18 protein-coding genes are annotated in these 17,025 nt (G+C 49.0%); 8 read left to right on the forward strand and 10 right to left on the reverse strand.

Annotated elements, in window-relative coordinates:
• Nucleotides 1-25: 25 nt before the first annotated feature.
• Nucleotides 26-1,369: a Gfo/Idh/MocA family oxidoreductase gene (locus tag P2W84_RS00935; RefSeq protein WP_276088217.1), complete on the reverse strand. Its 1,344-nt coding sequence runs from the start codon at nucleotides 1,367-1,369 to the stop codon at nucleotides 26-28.
• A 124-nt stretch (nucleotides 1,370-1,493) separates the two neighbouring features.
• Here P2W84_RS00935 and P2W84_RS00940 point away from each other — a divergent pair, with 124 nt between their 5' ends.
• The 3 genes from P2W84_RS00940 (at nucleotide 1,494) to P2W84_RS00950 (ending at nucleotide 4,028) form a co-directional block, all read left to right on the forward strand.
• Nucleotides 1,494-2,747 carry an ROK family protein gene (locus P2W84_RS00940; RefSeq protein ID WP_276088218.1) on the forward strand — a complete coding sequence of 418 codons (1,254 nt, stop codon included), beginning with the start codon at nucleotides 1,494-1,496 and terminating at the stop codon, nucleotides 2,745-2,747.
• Nucleotides 2,748-2,809: 62 nt separating this feature from the next.
• Nucleotides 2,810-3,748 (forward strand): J domain-containing protein, encoded by a 939-nt coding sequence (locus tag P2W84_RS00945; protein WP_276088219.1) that lies wholly within the window; start codon nucleotides 2,810-2,812, stop codon nucleotides 3,746-3,748.
• 4 nt (nucleotides 3,749-3,752) lie between these two features.
• A complete protein-coding gene (locus P2W84_RS00950) occupies nucleotides 3,753-4,028 on the forward strand; it encodes a chaperone modulator CbpM (protein WP_276088220.1) in 276 nt (91 codons plus the stop codon).
• A gap of 3 nt (nucleotides 4,029-4,031) precedes the next feature.
• Here the strand turns inward: P2W84_RS00950 and P2W84_RS00955 are convergent, their stop codons facing one another.
• A complete protein-coding gene (locus P2W84_RS00955; RefSeq protein WP_276088221.1) occupies nucleotides 4,032-4,847 on the reverse strand; it encodes a mechanosensitive ion channel family protein in 816 nt (271 codons plus the stop codon).
• A 93-nt stretch (nucleotides 4,848-4,940) separates the two neighbouring features.
• Between P2W84_RS00955 and P2W84_RS00960 the strand changes: the two genes are divergently transcribed.
• On the forward strand, nucleotides 4,941-5,297 hold the full coding sequence (locus P2W84_RS00960) for a YtxH domain-containing protein (RefSeq protein ID WP_276088222.1): 357 nt from the start codon (nucleotides 4,941-4,943) through the stop codon (nucleotides 5,295-5,297).
• An 80-nt stretch (nucleotides 5,298-5,377) separates the two neighbouring features.
• Here P2W84_RS00960 and P2W84_RS00965 read toward each other — a convergent pair whose 3' ends face one another.
• Nucleotides 5,378-6,547, reverse strand: coding sequence for an aldose epimerase family protein (locus tag P2W84_RS00965; RefSeq protein ID WP_276088223.1), 1,170 nt, complete (start codon nucleotides 6,545-6,547; stop codon nucleotides 5,378-5,380).
• A gap of 101 nt (nucleotides 6,548-6,648) precedes the next feature.
• Nucleotides 6,649-9,078 carry a phospholipase C, phosphocholine-specific gene (locus tag P2W84_RS00970; protein ID WP_276088224.1) on the reverse strand — a complete coding sequence of 810 codons (2,430 nt, stop codon included), beginning with the start codon at nucleotides 9,076-9,078 and terminating at the stop codon, nucleotides 6,649-6,651.
• Nucleotides 9,079-9,299: 221 nt separating this feature from the next.
• Here P2W84_RS00970 and P2W84_RS00975 point away from each other — a divergent pair, with 221 nt between their 5' ends.
• The 4 genes from P2W84_RS00975 to P2W84_RS00990 all read left to right on the forward strand — a co-directional run bounded on the left by P2W84_RS00975 (nucleotide 9,300) and on the right by P2W84_RS00990 (nucleotide 12,618).
• On the forward strand, nucleotides 9,300-9,539 hold the full coding sequence (locus P2W84_RS00975) for an HTH domain-containing protein (protein ID WP_276088225.1): 240 nt from the start codon (nucleotides 9,300-9,302) through the stop codon (nucleotides 9,537-9,539).
• A 47-nt stretch (nucleotides 9,540-9,586) separates the two neighbouring features.
• A complete protein-coding gene (locus tag P2W84_RS00980; protein ID WP_276088226.1) occupies nucleotides 9,587-10,906 on the forward strand; it encodes a hypothetical protein in 1,320 nt (439 codons plus the stop codon).
• 109 nt (nucleotides 10,907-11,015) lie between these two features.
• Entirely contained in the window at nucleotides 11,016-11,429 is a 414-nt protein-coding gene (locus P2W84_RS00985) for a hypothetical protein (protein ID WP_276088227.1), read from the forward strand.
• 58 nt (nucleotides 11,430-11,487) lie between these two features.
• Complete coding sequence (locus tag P2W84_RS00990; protein ID WP_276088228.1) at nucleotides 11,488-12,618, forward strand: 6-bladed beta-propeller; 1,131 nt, start codon at nucleotides 11,488-11,490, stop codon at nucleotides 12,616-12,618.
• A gap of 95 nt (nucleotides 12,619-12,713) precedes the next feature.
• On the opposite strand, the gene P2W84_RS00995 is transcribed toward P2W84_RS00990, so the two are convergent.
• The 6 genes from P2W84_RS00995 to P2W84_RS01020 form a co-directional block, all read right to left on the reverse strand.
• Complete coding sequence (locus P2W84_RS00995; RefSeq protein WP_276088229.1) at nucleotides 12,714-14,378, reverse strand: IPT/TIG domain-containing protein; 1,665 nt, start codon at nucleotides 14,376-14,378, stop codon at nucleotides 12,714-12,716.
• Between the two features lie 10 nt (nucleotides 14,379-14,388).
• A complete protein-coding gene (locus P2W84_RS01000) occupies nucleotides 14,389-15,138 on the reverse strand; it encodes a hypothetical protein (protein ID WP_276088230.1) in 750 nt (249 codons plus the stop codon).
• 68 nt (nucleotides 15,139-15,206) lie between these two features.
• On the reverse strand, nucleotides 15,207-15,851 hold the full coding sequence (locus P2W84_RS01005; protein ID WP_276088231.1) for a DUF6266 family protein: 645 nt from the start codon (nucleotides 15,849-15,851) through the stop codon (nucleotides 15,207-15,209).
• Between the two features lie 4 nt (nucleotides 15,852-15,855).
• A complete protein-coding gene (locus tag P2W84_RS01010) occupies nucleotides 15,856-16,488 on the reverse strand; it encodes a DUF6266 family protein (RefSeq protein WP_276088232.1) in 633 nt (210 codons plus the stop codon).
• A gap of 70 nt (nucleotides 16,489-16,558) precedes the next feature.
• Nucleotides 16,559-16,810: a DUF6266 family protein gene (locus P2W84_RS01015; protein ID WP_276088233.1), complete on the reverse strand. Its 252-nt coding sequence runs from the start codon at nucleotides 16,808-16,810 to the stop codon at nucleotides 16,559-16,561.
• Nucleotides 16,767-16,958: a hypothetical protein gene (locus P2W84_RS01020; RefSeq protein ID WP_276088234.1), complete on the reverse strand. Its 192-nt coding sequence runs from the start codon at nucleotides 16,956-16,958 to the stop codon at nucleotides 16,767-16,769. The genes P2W84_RS01015 and P2W84_RS01020 overlap by 44 nt, the downstream gene beginning before the upstream one ends.
• Between the last annotated feature and the right edge of the window lie 67 nt (nucleotides 16,959-17,025).

Below are 17,025 nucleotides of genomic sequence, written 5' to 3' on the forward strand. Positions count from 1 at the left end.
GAATTTCAGTCCTTTCAAATACTGCTTATATGGTATAAGGTGCACGCATTACCGGGTTGATCAGTCTGTTCGCTGCTTCATCATTGACAAACTCCTGCTTTACAGGATCAAATTTCAATGATCTGCCCAGTCTTAATGCAACCAGTCCCATATTTACAATCGTACAGGAACGGTGTCCGTTCTCTTCATTCAGCGCAAACTTCTTCCGTGTCCTTACCGACTCCGAAAACTCCGTGATCTGGGGTTCCGGGTCCGGGAATGCCGCCAGTTTACGCTCCAGGTCGGGAATGTCCGATTTGAAACCGGGGTACAGCTTACCCTTAGGCCCTTCGATGTAAGGGACATTTTCATCCCTGCCCTCGCCGTCCAGGACGATCTGGCAACCATCCTCATAAGTATAGGTGATCCTGCGCCATGTACCTACCGCATCACTGTGCTGCTGGGGCGCATCGATTTCCACAGAAACAGGACTGGTATCGTCCTTGCCGAGAAAGTACTGAATCGGATCAATATAATGCTGACCCATATCGGCAAGCCCGCCGCCATCATAATCCCAGTAGCCCCTGAACGTCTGGTGTACCCTGTGCGCGTTATATGGTTTATAAGGCGCCGGTCCAAGCCAGGAATCATAATCCAGTTCAGGTGGCACCGGCTGAGGGTCCAGGTGTTCCTTTCCTACCCAGTAGAACTTCCAGTCATAACCGGTATGTTTGCTTACGGTAACCTTCAGCGGCCATCCGAGCAAACCGCTCTGCACCAGTTTCCTGATCGGCTTCACCGTAGTGCCCATTCCATAGAAAGTATCCTTAAACCTGAACCAGGTATTCAGCCTGAACATCCTTCCGTGCTGCTTCATGGCTTCTACTACGCGCTTACCCTCACCAATAGTATGCGTCATGGGCTTTTCACACCAGACATCCTTACCCGCACGGGCCGCATCTACAGACATGATCCCGTGCCAGTGCGGAGGGGTTGCAATGTGTACGATATCCACTTCAGGCAGCTGGATCAGCTCCCTGTAATCTGAAAAGGTCTTCACCCCTTTGTCCAGCATCGCCGCAGCCTGCTGTAAATGGTTCCGGTCTACATCACAGATCGCCACTACCTGGGTGCCCTCGTAGCCGAAATGCCCCCTGCCCATTCCGCCTACGCCGATTACGGCCTTGGTCAATTTGTCACTGGGTGCAATAAAGCCCTGTCCGCCCAGCACATAACGGGGAACAATGGAAAAAGCGGCAACTCCCACCGCAGTCTTTTTAATAAAATCCCTTCTGGAGTTTGGTTGTTGTGGTTCTTTAGGTTTCATAATATGGTCGTGTTTGATCCGGGCATAGACACCAAGGTGAGCCGTCTGAACGGATACTTTCATTGATAATATTAGCGAGAAATTGTTAAAAACACAAAACATTGTCTAATTATTTATGTAATAAAAATACTTCTTTAAAAATTTAATATAAGTTGCCTATATTTAGCAAAATACCATATTTATTATCATGGACCTTTTTCAATTAAATCACAGAACAAATCCGAAGCCCGACAAGCAATTGCTGCACAGGTATGAGTTGGTACGGCATCTTTTCAATGCGGGTCCCAGTTCTGTTTCGGCATTATGCCATACCATGGATATGAGCACACCAAGTGTCCTGAAACTCATCAGCAGTTTAACTGAAGAGGGCTGGATTGAAAAGAAAGGTTACGGAATGTCAATGGGCGGCAGAAAACCCGATCTGTATGGCTTAAGAGATAGGAAGATCCTGATCGTTTGTATAGACATTGAACTGTTCCACACTAAAATAGCGGTGATGGACAACAACTATAATTATGTAGTAGCTCCTGAGGTCATTACCCTTCCCATCTCCAAAAGCAGCAGGTCCGATTTCTTTAGTGTCCTGGCTATCCATGTACAGGATATCCTGAAGAGACAAAACATCAGCAGCGACCAGCTGATTGGCTGCAGTGTCGGTATGCCCGGGCTGGTAGATCCCGAAAAAGGCAAAAGCTACAGTTATTTTCTCAGCGATACGGAAAACACTTCGCTGACGGCAACATTTGAAAAAATGCTGAGCTTACCTGTAGTGATACAGAACGATGTAAACGGATCGTCCATGGCAGAGTTTACGCATGGCATGGCCAAAGGCAAACAGAATGTATTGATTCTGCTCATGGACTGGGGTGTCGGGCTGGGCATTATTATGGACGGCAAATTGAGAAAAGGAGCCTGCGGATTTTCAGGCGAACTGGGCCATATCCCATTTGTGGAAAACGGAGCACTATGCTATTGCGGCAAACATGGCTGCCTGGAAACAATAGCATCCGGCAACGCACTGTCTGAAATGGCAAAGGAAGGTATTTTATCCGGTAAGAATTCGATGCTGAACAAACTCAGCAACGAAGAACTGCAGCGGATCGAACCCGCCGTGATCATCGAAGCGGCCAACAAAGGGGATCAGTATGCCATCCAGTTGCTGTCCAATATCGGCACTTATATGGGAAAGGGGATCGCCATGCTGATCCAGCTGTTCAACCCCGAGCTGATCATCTTAAGCGGCAAGATCGCCGAGGCCAAACAATACATTACACTTCCCATGCAGCAGGCCATCAACACTTATTGCATGACCCAGATCCGGGAACGGACAGCCATCGTTTCATCCGAACTTGGCGAAAATTCCAGGCTCCTGGGCTACGCGACAACGGGAATAGACCACTTCCTGGGGCGCTGCATCCAAAAGGCCGGAAAGTCTAGGTAAATTTTGTCATCCTTTTTCTATTCTCGTACGTTATCGTTATTATTATAGTCTAAAACGAACAAATGGCATTTATAGATTACTACAAAATATTGGGCCTGGACAAGAAGGCCAGCCCGGAAGAAATCAAAAAGGCCTACCGGAAACTGGCAAGAAAGTATCATCCCGACCTCAATCCCGACGATAAGGAAGCCAACCAGATGTTCCAGCAGATCAATGAGGCCAATGAGGTGCTTACCGATCCGGAAAAAAGAAAGAAATACGATGAATACGGCGAAAACTGGAAACACGCCGAACAGTTCGAACAGGCCAAGCGCCAGCAGGGACAGCAATATTCCGGCGGCGGCAACGCTTATGGAGGGTTTAATTCCGGCGATTTTGAAGGCTTCTCCGGTGGCAGTTACAGCGGCGGAGATTTCTCCGACTTCTTTGAACAGATGTTCGGGGGTGCAGCCGGTGCCGCCAACCGGGCGGGCGGCAGATCACAACGCCAGTACAAAGGTCAGGATTACCAGGCTGAACTGAAGCTCTCCCTTCGCGATGCCTATACCACCCACAAACAAACCCTTACGGTCAACGGAAAACAGATCCGCATCACCATTCCCGCAGGCATTGCCGACGGACAGGTGATCCGGCTCAGCGGACAAGGTGCCCCCGGTGCCAACGGCGGACCAAACGGTGACCTGTACATTACCTTTACGATCAGTGAAGACCCAGGCTTCAAACGCCTGGGCGATGACCTGTACACCAGCCACACGCTGGATCTTTACACGGCTGTACTGGGTGGCGAGACTACCGTCACCACCTTCGATGGCAAGGTTAAGCTGAAAATTGCGCCCGGTACCCAAAACGGCACCAGGGTGCGGCTGAAAGGCAAAGGTTTTCCGGTTTATAAGAAAGAAGGTGAGCATGGAAGCCTTTATGTGACCTACTCCGTTCAGATACCCGAAACACTCAGCGACAGGCAGAGAGAACTGTTTGAGGAACTCAGAAAATTAAGCTAACGTTATGAAAGTAGAAGTCATCAGCATCACAGAATATTGCAGCAGTTGCAACATTGACCCCGAATTCATCCGCTCCCTGGATGATTCAGGCATCATCACGCTTACCGGTGAGCACATCCATCCCGATCAGTTTACTGAACTTGAGCGTTACATCCACCTGCATTACGACCTGCACATCAATATCGAAGGCATCGATGCCATCAGACACCTGTTGGGCAAGGTTGACCGGATGCAACAGGAAATACACGAATTAAAGACGCGGCTTCGGCTTCATCAGTAGCCATTATTTTGCGGGCATGCCCGGCAGCGGCAAGCCCGAAGCCTTCAGGTTTTCCAGCAGTTTTTCCTGAAACACCAGTTTGGCATCCAGAAATCCGTGCGCCTGCAGCCAGACATTGATCAAGACCTTATAGCCGCTTTCCTCCAGCACGGAGATCCCGATCCTCGATTCCGGAGTCTTCAAGATAGACCTCGACTCCGCGATGGTTTCCTCAACCACCTTTTTCAATTGCTGCAGATCAATACCATAGCTAAACTTGATCTCGATATCCAGCCTGCGGCTACCAATTGCACTAAAATTAATGATCACTTCGTTAGACAATTTACTGTTCGGCACGATCACCTTCCGGTTGTCAAAAGTGGTTACAATCGTGAAAAAGAGCTGAATGGAACTTACTGTTCCCTCCTGCCCCTGAGCCACAATATTATCGCCCACCTTAAAGGGCTTCAGCAATAAGATCAGCACACCGCTTGCGAAATTCTGCATGGTACCGGAAAGTGCCAGGCCCGCCGCCACACCCACCGCACCGATCAGGGCTGCGAAGATCGTCAGTTGTATCCCCATAATCTGCATGATCAGGAAGACCAGCAAAATGCGCAATACCACGACGGTCACACTCAGAAAGAATGGCTTCAGTGAGTTATTTACGTTTTTGCTCTGCATCCGCCTGTCTATCCAGCGTTTCAGCACATTGATCAGCCACATGCCCACAAAAAAGACGACAATACCCAGTAAGACAGAAGGGCCCTTTGCAATAATCCAGTCGTAAGCCTTGTCCGTAAAGTCTTCGACTTTTTGATTTACTTTTTTTTCCTGCATATCGGCTATTGAACAAACATCATTTTAGAAAGTTTGCAAACAAAGCCTTTACACTCGGGGTTTTAGAGACATACATCACCTAAACTAATGATTATGAAATCCAGAGACACAAATGCCCTCGTAGCCATTGCCGCCCTTGCAGGAGCAGCAGTCGGTGCGTTAGCCGCCATTTTGCTGGCACCAAAAAGCGGAAGAGAGATCCGCTCACAGCTTAGCTACAAACGGATATTCGGAAATCAGACCGAAGACGAACTGTATACGGACAGGCCGGTAGAGGAACTCTGGGAGCGCACCCGTGACCATGCGGAAAAACTACAGGGGCCTTCAGGGAAACGGAAAGATCCCTCGCGTATCAGCGTACCTTCAGCCGGCACCACCGCCTGGAGAGACCAGGAAAACGCCCCCACCCCGCCCTGGAAAGAAGATAACCATACAGAAGGAAAGTTCTGAGCAACACCAAAAAAAAGAGGAAGCATGTGATGTGCTTCCTCTTTTTTTTAAGAAAATTAAGAGGTCTGAGGCCTCAGCAGCTATTTAGCGCTGAATTTATAAACAGACGAAGTTTTATAAGTTTGTCCCGGGCTCAGTACAGTTGAAGGGAAAGCAGGCTGATTCGGAGAATCCGGAAAATGCTGTGTCTCCAGAGCCAGGGCCGTCCTGAAATCATCCTTAGCCCCACCTTTGAAAGTGTTCTTGCCCTGCATAAAGTTGCCTGAATAGAACTGCAGGCCAGGCTCCTGGGTATAGATGTCCATTACAATACCCGATTTGTCGCCCCATACGGTAGCCGCATGGTTTAAACTACCTACTTTAGTTCCGTTCAGCACAAAGTTGTGGTCATAACCCTTTCCTGCTTTCAGCTGCGCATTGTCTGCTTCGATACGTTTGCCAATGGTTTCAGGCTGGGTAAAATCAAACGGAGTACCTTTCACGGCCTCGTTCTTGCCCAGAGGGATCAGCGTGGTATCTACAGGGGTATACTGGTCTGCAAAGATCTGAAGCTTATGGTCCAGTATGGTACCGCTGCCTTCGCCGTTCAGGTTGAAAAAGGCGTGGTTCGTCAGATTGCAGAGTGTCTTTTTATCGGTAGTCGCCTCATAATCCATCTTCAGTTCGTTGTCGTCAGTCAGACTATAGGTTACCTTTACATTCAGGTTGCCGGGATATCCCTCTTCCCCGTCTTTGGAAAGATAAGTCAGCACCAGGGTCTGGGCATCAGGCTGCGCCGCATCCCACACCACATACTGAAAACCCTTCTTTCCACCATGTAAAGTATTCTGTCCGTTGTTGAGTGCCAGTGTATATTCCTTGCCGTCCAGTTTAAACTTACCTTTGGCGATCCGGTTACCGTAGCGGCCGATGGTCGCTCCGAAATAAGGCTCCGTAGACTTTTCAAAGCCTTCCACGCTATCAAAACCGACCACAACATCTACCAGCTTACCGGCACTGTCAGGAACCAGCAGGCTCACCAGACGGCCACCATAATTGGTGAAATAAGCCTGCATGTTGTTTTTGTTCTTCAATACATAAAGATTGGTCTTCTTGCCATCAATTTCCTTCTGGAACTTGGTACTGTCCAGCGAAATGGCAGCCGAAGCCGTGTCAGTAACCGTAGCGGTATCCTTTTTTTCAGGTTGATTACAAGCCGCAACTGCCAGCACCAGCGCAGCAGCAAAAAAAGATTTTAACGTTTGTTTCATCGATTAATATTTGATTAGGATTATTTAACATAAACTCTAATGCCAAATTAAGACATTATTTCAATTCGGCACTACTTCCTTTCAACATTTCATCGAACCGATTACACGCGTCCCATCAGCGGATCGGTAAAACTACCGCTCACACCTTCCACATGCCCCGCATAGTGCCTCATGAAAACCGGATTTCCCGCCATACTCACCTGCAGGTCATACCAGTGGTGGGACTTGCCCAGATCAAAGGCGACCTTTATTTCCTGCTGTCCCTGCTTCAGCGTAATTTTTCTGTTGTGCAGCCCATATCCGGCATCCTTCACGTTAAACACCAGCGCCCCGCCCGGAACCAGCCGCTTGATGTGCAAGGTCACATTACCTGTTGGTTTGCCGTTCAGGCCCTGCGCATACAATAGTGCCATACTGATCTCCGGATCCTGTGCATTGCCCTTAAACGCCCTGAAATATCCGTTCACGCTATATACAGTGAGGTCGTAAGTATCCCCAGGAAATCCGTTCAGCGGCCATTGATGGCGGAGCGTATCCCCGGCAGCAGCGGTAAAGGCAAGGTATTTACCCATCCCGTACACATTGAAACCGACCCCGCTTGAGTCGTTGCCGAAAAAGGTAGTGCCAGACTTAAAAGCCAGTTCAAAGCTGCTCCGGTTTCCCGAAAGCGTACCTTCGGTATAGATCTCATAAGGGATCACATTGGAGGGCTTTATACCGGGCTCCTGTCCTGGCAGCAGCGGGCTCGAAGCAGGATCTTTGATCACTTCCTGTATATCCTGGTCAGTCAGCGACCGGAACCCATCCGGCAGCTTTGCAAACTTGGCTTTATGGATGCTTTCCAGGAAAGGTATCCGCTCCACCGGAGCCGGAGTAGTGATCTGCTCGCCCTGATACGGCCTGAAGACCGAGGTCAGGTCACCGCACAGGCTCCTCCGCCACGAACTGATGTTATCTTCGGTGATCTTTTTACCGGTCTTATGGCTCAGGAACTTCTCCAGGAACCGGATCGAAGAAGTGTGGTCAAACACCTGCGAGTTGACATACCCGCCCCGGCTCCAGGGCGAGACCACCACCATCGGCACCCGGAAACCAAGACCAATGGTGCTGGGCCTTTCACTATGCGCCTTACCCGCAAACTCGGGGTCTATATCCAGCGATGCAGACACCCTACCTGTTGAAGGGTCGCTGGGGTCGGGGGCTGAAAACGGCGGAATGTGGTCAAAATAGCCGTCATTTTCATCATAGGTCAGGATAAAGATCGTCTTCTTCCATACCTCCGGGTTCTTCGTCAGGATATCGATCGCTTCCGAAAGGTACCAGGCCCCGTACCATGGCGCTCCCGGATGGTCGGAAAAATTACACGGCGCCACGAGCCAGGAAACTGTCGGCAGCCTGCCACTGTCCACATCTGCCCTGAACTGGTGCAATACATCACCCTTTGGTATCTGCACGGTACGCTGCGTCCCGTTATCGTCATAAGTTACCGTTTCCAGTGCGTGGTAGTCCGGATCATTGCGGTTCGTTACAAAGGCACGTCTGTGCAGGTCCTGTTCCTGCTCGCTTAAGGCTTCCAGCGGGTTCTTTTCCAGGAATTCAATATCTGCAATTACCTTCGCCAGCCGCTCCTTCAGTTTAGCATCTGTCTTTCCCGCCAGTTCCTGCTCCATTTTGGTCCGCATCTTTTTCAGATAGATCAGGTGCTCCGGATGCCGCCGCACATGGTATTGCTTAAAGAACTCCATATCGTTGTCGGTGAAATTGGCCAGCCAGTCCTCTGCATCACCCTCCAGATCCACCCCCACACTCAGTTCATTCTGATAGATCTTCCAGTCCACGCCGTTGGCCGAAAGCCGCTCCGGGAAAGTGCTCCACGATAAACGTTCCGGACCGTCAATGTCACCGTTAGACAAATGCGGCTTCGATTGCGCATTCTGCTCCTCCCGGATCTTTCCGGTCCAGAAAAAGCAACGATTGGTGCTCGTGCCCGTCAGTGACGAACAGAAATTATGGTCGCAGACGGTAAATGCGTCTGCCAGCGCATAATAAAACGGAATATCCTCCCGGTTGTAATAGCCCATCGTCAGCGGCATATCCGCATATTCCTTATTGCCAGAGCGCTTCGCATCCAGCCAGCCATTATTCCTGCCATCGTTACGGGCAGCTACCTGGTTTTCCCAGGAATGGGGCAGCGCGCTCATCCAGGTTGCCTTGGTGTCCTTAATGTTCAGCCGGAAAGGCGCATAAGTATGGCCCTTTTTATTGCGCTGTAACCATACCGGATAACCATCAGGCAACCGGATCGCCCTGGGGTCATTGAACCCGCGCACACCCTTTAAAGTCCCGAAAGCATGGTCAAAGGACCGGTTCTCCTGCATCAGCAGTACAATGTGCTCTGCATCCATAAAGGTACTGCCGGGCGCCGGATCTATTGCCAGGGCCCGTTGCACGGCAGGGGGCAAAACACCGGCCATACCCAGGGCACCCGTCAGCAATGATGCCTTTTTTATAAAGTCTCTCCTGTTTTCCATGTCGATTTTGCGTAAATCAGTGGTGTGGTCTGTTTAATTTCCCAAAGCTAAAAATATAGGTTAAAGTCACAATACAGATAAGGTTAGCGCTATATTAAGATTTATACCGGCAGGTCCGGAATCTTTAAAGAAAAATATTCCCTGCAGTTTTTTAGCAGTTTTATTCTATAGCTTTAGGGAATCATTAATATTTTCATTACTAACTCATCATCTCTCATTGTATGCCAAAATATTATTTTGATAGGCTGGATTATCTGAACACGCTCATCAGAAAGCGATCTACAGGCTCTCCCGAACAGCTTGCCAAAAAACTTCAGGTAAGCGAACGTACCATTTTTCAATATGTAGATATATTGAGGTCACTGGGTGCCGAGATCAAGTATTCGCGGGTCAAACAATCTTACTACTACGCCCGCGACGGCACATTTGATTTCCAGTTTAAAAGATACGAGCACACCTGATCAGATCACGCTCCCGTAAAACCAAGTATCAACCTATCCCTGTTGTAATGAATAAATCAATTGACACTGCCTTACCCGGCGGGCTCACCCTTCCTTTTTTTAAAACAATCGTCCAAAATGATCAGCCCATCCGGATTATTTCTTTAATCGTACTCTGCCTGACCGTTTACTTTCCCGTTTTCTTCCACAATTTCCAGCTTAACTGGGACGACCAGTGGGTGGCGATCAATGCTTATACCGAAGCAGGTCTGACGGTAAAGAACCTGTGGGCAATATTGACCGAATTCTACAACGGTCAGTATGCACCGGTAAACCAATTGTCCTATACGGTTCTTTTTCAATTATTTGGCTACAACCCTTTCTGGTTTCACACCGTTGGCATATTGCTCCATATCGGCAATGTCCTGCTGGTTTATTTCCTTTTAAAGGCCCTGCTTGCCGCATCCGGCAGCTTCAGGCAAAGCGCAGCAGAAAGAATATCCTTCCTATCGGCTGCGATCATGTCGGTACATCCGTTCCTGGTAGAATCCGTAGCCTGGGTATCTGCCTCAAAGATCCTCCTGTACAGCTTCTTTTACCTGCTCGCTTCCTGCTACTATGTTAAATTTATCCGGAATGGCCGTCCCAGTTCCTATCTAATGGCTATGCTCCTGTTTATTTTATCGTTCGGGGCCAAGGAACAGGCTGTTACCTTTCCGGTATTCATGCTGCTGATCGACTATGCAACAGGAAGAAACCTCAGGAACAAGGCGCTCTGGCTGCAGAAGGTTCCGTTTTTCCTGCTGGCGATATTTTTTGGCTATGTCACCCTGCTTTCCCAGAAGTCTACCGGCGCCGGGCTTTTGTCAGATTCGGTCCAGTATCCTTTATATCAGAACCTGGTTTTTGCTTGTTATTCGATTACCGAATACCTGGTCAAATGCCTTATACCCGTCAAACTCAGCTATATCTATACCTTCCCAAATGCGATCGGGCAGCCTCTTCCGCTGAAATTCTGGACCTATCCGGTGCTCATCGCGATCATGACAATCGCATTCGCCGATTTCTGGAAGAAGAAATGGGTCCTGTTCGGCATGCTGTTTTTCCTGCTGCACCTGGGCCTGGTACTTCATATTATCCCTATTTCAAGATCAGCCATCGTCGCAGACCGGTATGCCTATATCGCATCTGTCGGCATATTCTTTCTGATCGCCTACCTCCTGGAAGTTCATGTCCTGGAAAAACAGAAATTAAAAAAAATAGCCCTGCCACTGATCGCCACTTATATCCTTGCGCTTGGCCTCTATGCGCACAACTACAGCAAAGTCTGGAGAAACAGTAAGCTGCTCAAATCAGATGTAGAAAAAATTATCCGTCAGGGTAAATAAACCAATCCTTTATGAGACCATTTAAGCGCCAGAAGTGGCGACCCCTTCCGGGGTCTGTTCACACTTTGCACCATTCAAATTCATCAATCATTCACTTAAACAAAAAACAATGAAAAAAGCACTAAAAATAACCGGTATAGCCGCGGTAGTACTCACCCTGGTCTTCAACCTGCAATATGCATTCCTTGGCTACGATATCAAAAACAGCCCCGATAAGGCTATGGCCGCATGGACCTCCAATGGTACCGTGTTCTGCTTCAGCTCTCCAAGTACCACCTACAGGGCAGGTACCTGGCAATGGGTATCTGACGACTTCTACTGGGATGCCTATGGTTACTATGGCTATGAATATGGTTTCTGGTGGTTCTTACCGCACAACTCCGGCACAGAGTGTGGCCTTACCGAGGTATTCGACCATCAACCGACAAATCCGGCATCTCAGGGCTACAATATACCAGACTACTATTATCACCTGGACCCTACCCGAGATATTACCAATATCAAGCCGCCGTATACACCTTAATACTTCAGAAACCAGCCTGCTCCTCCGTTTGGGGCAGGCTATTTAACCATCCGGATATATGAAACCGATCATTTACCTCATCGCCATTTCCATCTTTGCCAGTTGCACCCAGGTGGACAAGCAACAAAAGGCCAGCCTGCCCATTGCCAGATCTATAAAGATACAACCCGCAGACTCGCAGCAGGTCTATATAGAAGACATTGCCGACAGCATCAGGTATATCACGCTCCAGACCAATAAGGATTTCTCCTTCCGGTTCATCACCAACTTTATCATTACCGGTAAAAACATCCTCGTGTGCGACCGCACCCAGAACAAAATATTCATATTCAGTAAAGAAGGCGTTCCCGAGCGCATGATCGTGCATTCGCCGATTACCGATATGCTCTATGATGAAGATTCCGGAGAAATACAGATCCTCGACATCAGTATGAACAGGATCTTCAGGTTCGATACCAATGGCCAGTTTAAAGGCGACCTGGCTGTTGCAGGTATAAGCTATCTGGGCCTCTCCCTGGCCAAAAACAAAAATATGTATGTGTGCGAAATGATCAGCAATAAGAACAATACCTCAATGGCCCGCCTCAGTACCTTCAACAAGGAAGAAGAAAGCATCAACTACGTCAACCAGCAGCTTAATTACCCGCCCATTATCCAGGACCTGAACATTCTGTACCCCCACAAATTTGACAATTATAAAGACTCCCTCTTTTACTTTCCCCTTCTGGACAACAAGATCTATCATGTAGCCGCAACCCATTCTTCACCGGTATACGAGCTGGAGCTTCCAAAGGAAAACAGCATCGGTGATCAGCTTAAAGCAGAACATCCTGCCAAAGACAACTTTGAATACTGGCGGAAGATGAAAGAATACAACACCATTTTTGAAAACAACTCGCTCTTCATTAACGACAGCTGGGTATTCTTCCGCTATTGTTTCCAGACCATACAGCAAACCCGGAATGTATTCTTCTCAAAGAAAACCGGGAAAGTAATCCAGTTTACGGGTTATGCCAGCAGGATCAATAAGAACTTCCACATTAAAAGTCCCGTCATCGGAAAAACAGGGAATTTCTTTGTTGTGGCCATACCTCCCGAAAAATCAAGAATCAAACCTGCCAGCAAACAAGGGCCTGCCAGCGAGCCTCGCCCTATAAAGCTCATGTTGTTTACATTAAAGAACAGCTGAATGACTGACCGGAAAATAAATAAAGCGCCGGGAATATTCCCGGCGCTTACAATGATGCCAGCCCCTGCCGAAGTCAATTCAGCAGCCAGTACCGGTTAATTTGTTGCTGTAAAATTACCGTCAGCCATCACTTCCTGTCCACCAGTCACCACACTCAGTTTCATGGCACCGGGATTAAGGTTGGAGGGTACCGCAACGGTAATCGTATTTTCCGTTGTTTTGATCGCCTGTACCGATATGGTCCCGAATTTAACGGTGGTAGACCAGTCGCCGGGGAAAAAACCAGAACCCTTTATCGTAATGATTGTTCCGGCAACACCCGAGGTCGGGGAAAACGAAGTAATGTCCGGCCCAACCATTTCAAATTCACCAGGCGCCGAAATCCGTCCACCGGGTAAGTCTACGGAAAGCTTAACCTTACCCGCATTCACCCCACCCGGAACGGTCACACGCAGGTTTGTAGCCGAGGTAGCCTGTGCCCAGGCGCTGGTCGTTCCAAAATAAACCGTATAGCCGTTATCTTTAATGAAGGCACCCTTGATGTCCACCTGTGCGCCGGGCGCAGCACTCTTCGGCGCAAACCCGGTTACCTCATATCCCTTCACCGTCACCTTGGCAGGTGCGACGATCTCCGTGTTGCCCAGCTTTAATGTCAGGGTATAGGAGCCTTCGGCCGTATTTTCAGGGACGATGAAACTATATGTTGACTGATAGTCATAGCTTACAGAGGTGTAAGGCGCATCACCAAGCCTGGCCATTGGGTTATTTTCGTATGGGTTCTGCTGGTTGGGCAGGTTTGCCCCGGTTATGCGCAGTTGCATTAAAGGCATCACCGGCTCAGGTGTAACTGCCGTAATCGAAGCAGCCAGTATCTCAAACTCTCCCGGAAGATTAATCTTCTGCCCGTTATAAGCGATCGATACCGGCACCTTGCCACTCTGTCCTGAAGGCACCTGGGCCTGCATGAGGTAAGAATAAATGATCGGCGCCGGCTTATCACCAAAATAAACGGTGAAAGCACTGCCATTGCTGAATTCCGGAAGCAGGTTATCACCGGAAAAGGTAATTACCGTGCCGATAGTTCCGGACTTCGGCGAAAAATCCTTTACATTGGCCAGAATGGTGAAATAATTTGTAGCTACTACCGGTATATTTCCGATAGATACCGTCACCGCTATCTGCCCGCCGTGGCGCGCATTGATTCCGGCAGGGACCTCAACCTTGATTTCCGTATCGTTTACCGAAACCACCTTGGCCATCGTATTCTGGAAAGCCACCTTCACCTCATCCAGCTCCGGGCTGTAAAATTTCCCGCTGATCTTTACCAGATCGCCAGACTTGCCCATCGCAGGAACGATGTCGCCGGCAGCCGGGCTGGGTAAAGCTGCACTGATCAATGCACCGAAAGCCGTTCCCCTTTCATCCCGTACATAAGCACGCGCATAGACCATATTCGGATAACCGACATTGAACCTGATGTTGGTTACCGTTTTGGCAAAGTTCCCCTCGCGAATATCGGTGCCCAGAGAAACCTTGGTACCGTTATTTTCATCGGCCACGCCGTTGCCGGAATAGACAAACCCGTAATCAAGCACCTTATGTCTGCCCTTGCTCACTACATTGCCCTTAAATTCCATCACATTCGGCGAAAGTGCAGTTACGCTCAGGGTCTGCACTTCCGGAGCAGTCAGGTCATCGGCCTTTTTGCAGCCGGTTGCTGCCAGCAACAAAACGGCAATACCTAATAAAAATCTGTTCATGACCATCCGCTTAAAATGCATAACCAACCCTGATACCATTCGTCAGCGAAGTACCGAAACCAGAACTCTGGCGCGTTCCTTCCATTACCGGTTGGGCCGGCTGATTATTTCCGGTCACCTTCACTTCCGGAAATTTGTAATCCGTTTTCATGTATCCGAGGTTGAATTCATAACCCAGAAAGAAATTCCTGGCAAGATAAAAATCGAAGCCTGCCACAGCCGTAATCCCATATCTGGAATACGCTTCTTCAGTTATTTGCTGGATAGCATAGTATGGGGGCTGATTGATATAAATTTCCTGTGTCCAGGCGTTTGTAATTTCAGTGGTTACCTGGTTATTGACCAGTTTCTGGCTGGATGACCTTTTACTGAAGACTACATCTGCACCCAGGTAAGGCGAAAGCCTGGAGGTACCCTTAAAGTGTTTTTCAAAACCGAGGTTAAGGGCAAAAGTAGTACTCTTGCGCTCCGATTTGCTGAAAGTGCTCTGCGTGCCATAAGGAGTACCCGAATTCAGTACCGAATCACGGGAACTGATGTGAAAGCCAAACCTGATGGCGAGGTCATTATCTGCGAAATACCTTACCTTGATCTGGTTCAGCGAATTGTTCAGGCTCAGGTTACCCTTAAAAGGGTTAAAATTGAGTTCCGTAACAAACGATCCTTTTACCGGCTTAAAGGTCTTCAGAGAATCTGTGTCCTGAGCGTGGACAGAGAGCGCAGCGATTGCCAAAGCAATGCTGAAAAGCGTTTTTTTCATGATGTTTTAAATAATTTGCGGCAAAAGTATGCAAAAACCAACATTTCACCCATGACGTTTCTAATATTTTATCCGTTTAAATTTCCAAGATAAATACTGTCAGAAATCCCCGATCTGTCGGCAGCTACAAAAGTCAGGTAAACCTCCATGCGAAGCGTTCTATACGCGGGGCCCAGTTTCAGCAGCCCCTTTTCATCGCTCCGTTCAGGCCCATCCAAATCAAACACTGCCGCAGCTCTTTCAGGAAAATAAGCCACCATTACTGCGCGGTCACCTTCGTAATTCCAGCTGCCGCCCCCTTCCATTTGCCAGGAAAACAAAAGCCCGTCTTCCTGCAAGACAGCGGCAGCCCTATATGGCCCCGCCACCTCACCTGCAGCCAGGCTCAGCCTTACCTTTTCATAGTTAACGGCAAACTCCGGGTAAGCACCTGCAACGCCATTGCGCAGGTTATATCCCAGGGCCAGATTATAGGAAGTCCTCCCCGTACCAGCCGCCTTTAAGGCAAAGCCCAGGTTTACCACACTCAGCAGCGGCCTCAGAAAATCAACCATCAGCGCCATCTTCATCCTCGAAGCCAGCTGCGCCCCGGAAGGATGCTTGCTTACCTTCCAGCCACACCTGCGCGCCACCTGCCGGCCATTCCTTACATAATACGACAGGTTACCGATCCGCCCCCGGTAAAAACCCATGAAACCATTGTCTCCAATCATCGCACTACCCGTTAATCAAACCCAAATAAGTACCATTGCTGGCATACCTGCCCCCGGCAGCTACCGTAAAGCAATAGGCGTGCAGCCGGTCATCCGCATAATCAGCCGGAACCGCCATCAGATAGCCCAGGTCCGCACGCAGCGCCCCAAACTTCACCAGTACCGGCTCAGCCCGCGTTTCGTTATACACCAGGAAACATACCTTGTCATTGTCCCGGTTATAAAATTCTTCCCTGTCTGCCACCCAAGTAAACAAAACCTCGCCCGCCGTAAATTCCGCCCTGGCGGAATTCAGCGGTGCCTGCCTGCCCCTGCTGATCAGCAGTTCAGGGTATGCAACAACAAGCCCCGTTTCCGTATTCCTTACCAGTACCGGCAAGTTATATTTCAACGCCAGTGCCATAGGCAACTGCGCCTGATTATAGGCAAAACCCAGATCAATGAATACTTTAATTTTAGCCAGGCAATGCATAGTCAGTCTGAACCTTTGCCGGCTGCACTGCAGCCCGGCACTATGTCGCCTTGCCCCGGCATGTGGCAATGCCGAGACCAGGTATTTTCCCCTTAGCTTTCTGCCCACAAGGCCACCGGTCTTTCCGCTGAAACCACCAAACAGGCCATCATATAAAATTCCCATATCTGTTATTTTTATGAATTGAACATTAAAACCGGGAAGGGATCCGGCAGATACCTCCCCGGCTCCACCATTACTGGATTTCCAGCGGACCGAACACCTCGCTGCTGCTGTTCATCTTCCCTTTCTCAGACACGAAAAACAACCAGGTATACACCTGGTCACCAGACCAGTTTACGGGTACCGGCATGTCATACCCCAATGCCGATCTTTGCGCCGCAGCCACCATAGAACAAAACTCATCCTTTGCCGTATTGTACACCACTATAGTAACCTTGTCGCTAGTGGCCAATCTGCTCCAGCACCAGCCGCACATCCAGCCCATAAAAATCACTGAACTGCACCACCGTTACCGGTTTATATTTCGGAATACCATAGCGGGCACGCACCGCCGACAAACGCAGCTTAGCAGGAGTAACAGTTAGTCCGGTAAGGACCATCACATCTTTCGTGTTGAGGAATAATCTAGCCATAAGAGCACAATAAATCAGATTATCTTCAATATACAACCTGAAGTTGCAGCTTGAAATTGATAAATCT

The organism is Pedobacter sp. JY14-1 (assembly GCF_029269825.1).
Classification (GTDB): Bacteria; Bacteroidota; Bacteroidia; order Sphingobacteriales; family Sphingobacteriaceae; genus Pedobacter.

Coding starts and splice junctions, on each gene's coding strand:
- P2W84_RS00935 (WP_276088217.1), bottom strand. CDS start 1,369: ATGAAAGTATCCGTTCAGACGGCTCACCTTGGTGTCTATGCCCGGATC.
- P2W84_RS00940 (WP_276088218.1), top strand. CDS start 1,494: ATGGACCTTTTTCAATTAAATCACAGAACAAATCCGAAGCCCGACAAG.
- P2W84_RS00945 (WP_276088219.1), top strand. CDS start 2,810: ATGGCATTTATAGATTACTACAAAATATTGGGCCTGGACAAGAAGGCC.
- P2W84_RS00950 (WP_276088220.1), top strand. CDS start 3,753: ATGAAAGTAGAAGTCATCAGCATCACAGAATATTGCAGCAGTTGCAAC.
- P2W84_RS00955 (WP_276088221.1), bottom strand. CDS start 4,847: ATGCAGGAAAAAAAAGTAAATCAAAAAGTCGAAGACTTTACGGACAAG.
- P2W84_RS00960 (WP_276088222.1), top strand. CDS start 4,941: ATGAAATCCAGAGACACAAATGCCCTCGTAGCCATTGCCGCCCTTGCA.
- P2W84_RS00965 (WP_276088223.1), bottom strand. CDS start 6,547: ATGAAACAAACGTTAAAATCTTTTTTTGCTGCTGCGCTGGTGCTGGCA.
- P2W84_RS00970 (WP_276088224.1), bottom strand. CDS start 9,078: ATGGAAAACAGGAGAGACTTTATAAAAAAGGCATCATTGCTGACGGGT.
- P2W84_RS00975 (WP_276088225.1), top strand. CDS start 9,300: ATGCCAAAATATTATTTTGATAGGCTGGATTATCTGAACACGCTCATC.
- P2W84_RS00980 (WP_276088226.1), top strand. CDS start 9,587: ATGAATAAATCAATTGACACTGCCTTACCCGGCGGGCTCACCCTTCCT.
- P2W84_RS00985 (WP_276088227.1), top strand. CDS start 11,016: ATGAAAAAAGCACTAAAAATAACCGGTATAGCCGCGGTAGTACTCACC.
- P2W84_RS00990 (WP_276088228.1), top strand. CDS start 11,488: ATGAAACCGATCATTTACCTCATCGCCATTTCCATCTTTGCCAGTTGC.
- P2W84_RS00995 (WP_276088229.1), bottom strand. CDS start 14,378: ATGAACAGATTTTTATTAGGTATTGCCGTTTTGTTGCTGGCAGCAACC.
- P2W84_RS01000 (WP_276088230.1), bottom strand. CDS start 15,138: ATGAAAAAAACGCTTTTCAGCATTGCTTTGGCAATCGCTGCGCTCTCT.
- P2W84_RS01005 (WP_276088231.1), bottom strand. CDS start 15,851: ATGATTGGAGACAATGGTTTCATGGGTTTTTACCGGGGGCGGATCGGT.
- P2W84_RS01010 (WP_276088232.1), bottom strand. CDS start 16,488: ATGGGAATTTTATATGATGGCCTGTTTGGTGGTTTCAGCGGAAAGACC.
- P2W84_RS01015 (WP_276088233.1), bottom strand. CDS start 16,810: ATGGGCTGGATGTGCGGCTGGTGCTGGAGCAGATTGGCCACTAGCGAC.
- P2W84_RS01020 (WP_276088234.1), bottom strand. CDS start 16,958: ATGGCTAGATTATTCCTCAACACGAAAGATGTGATGGTCCTTACCGGA.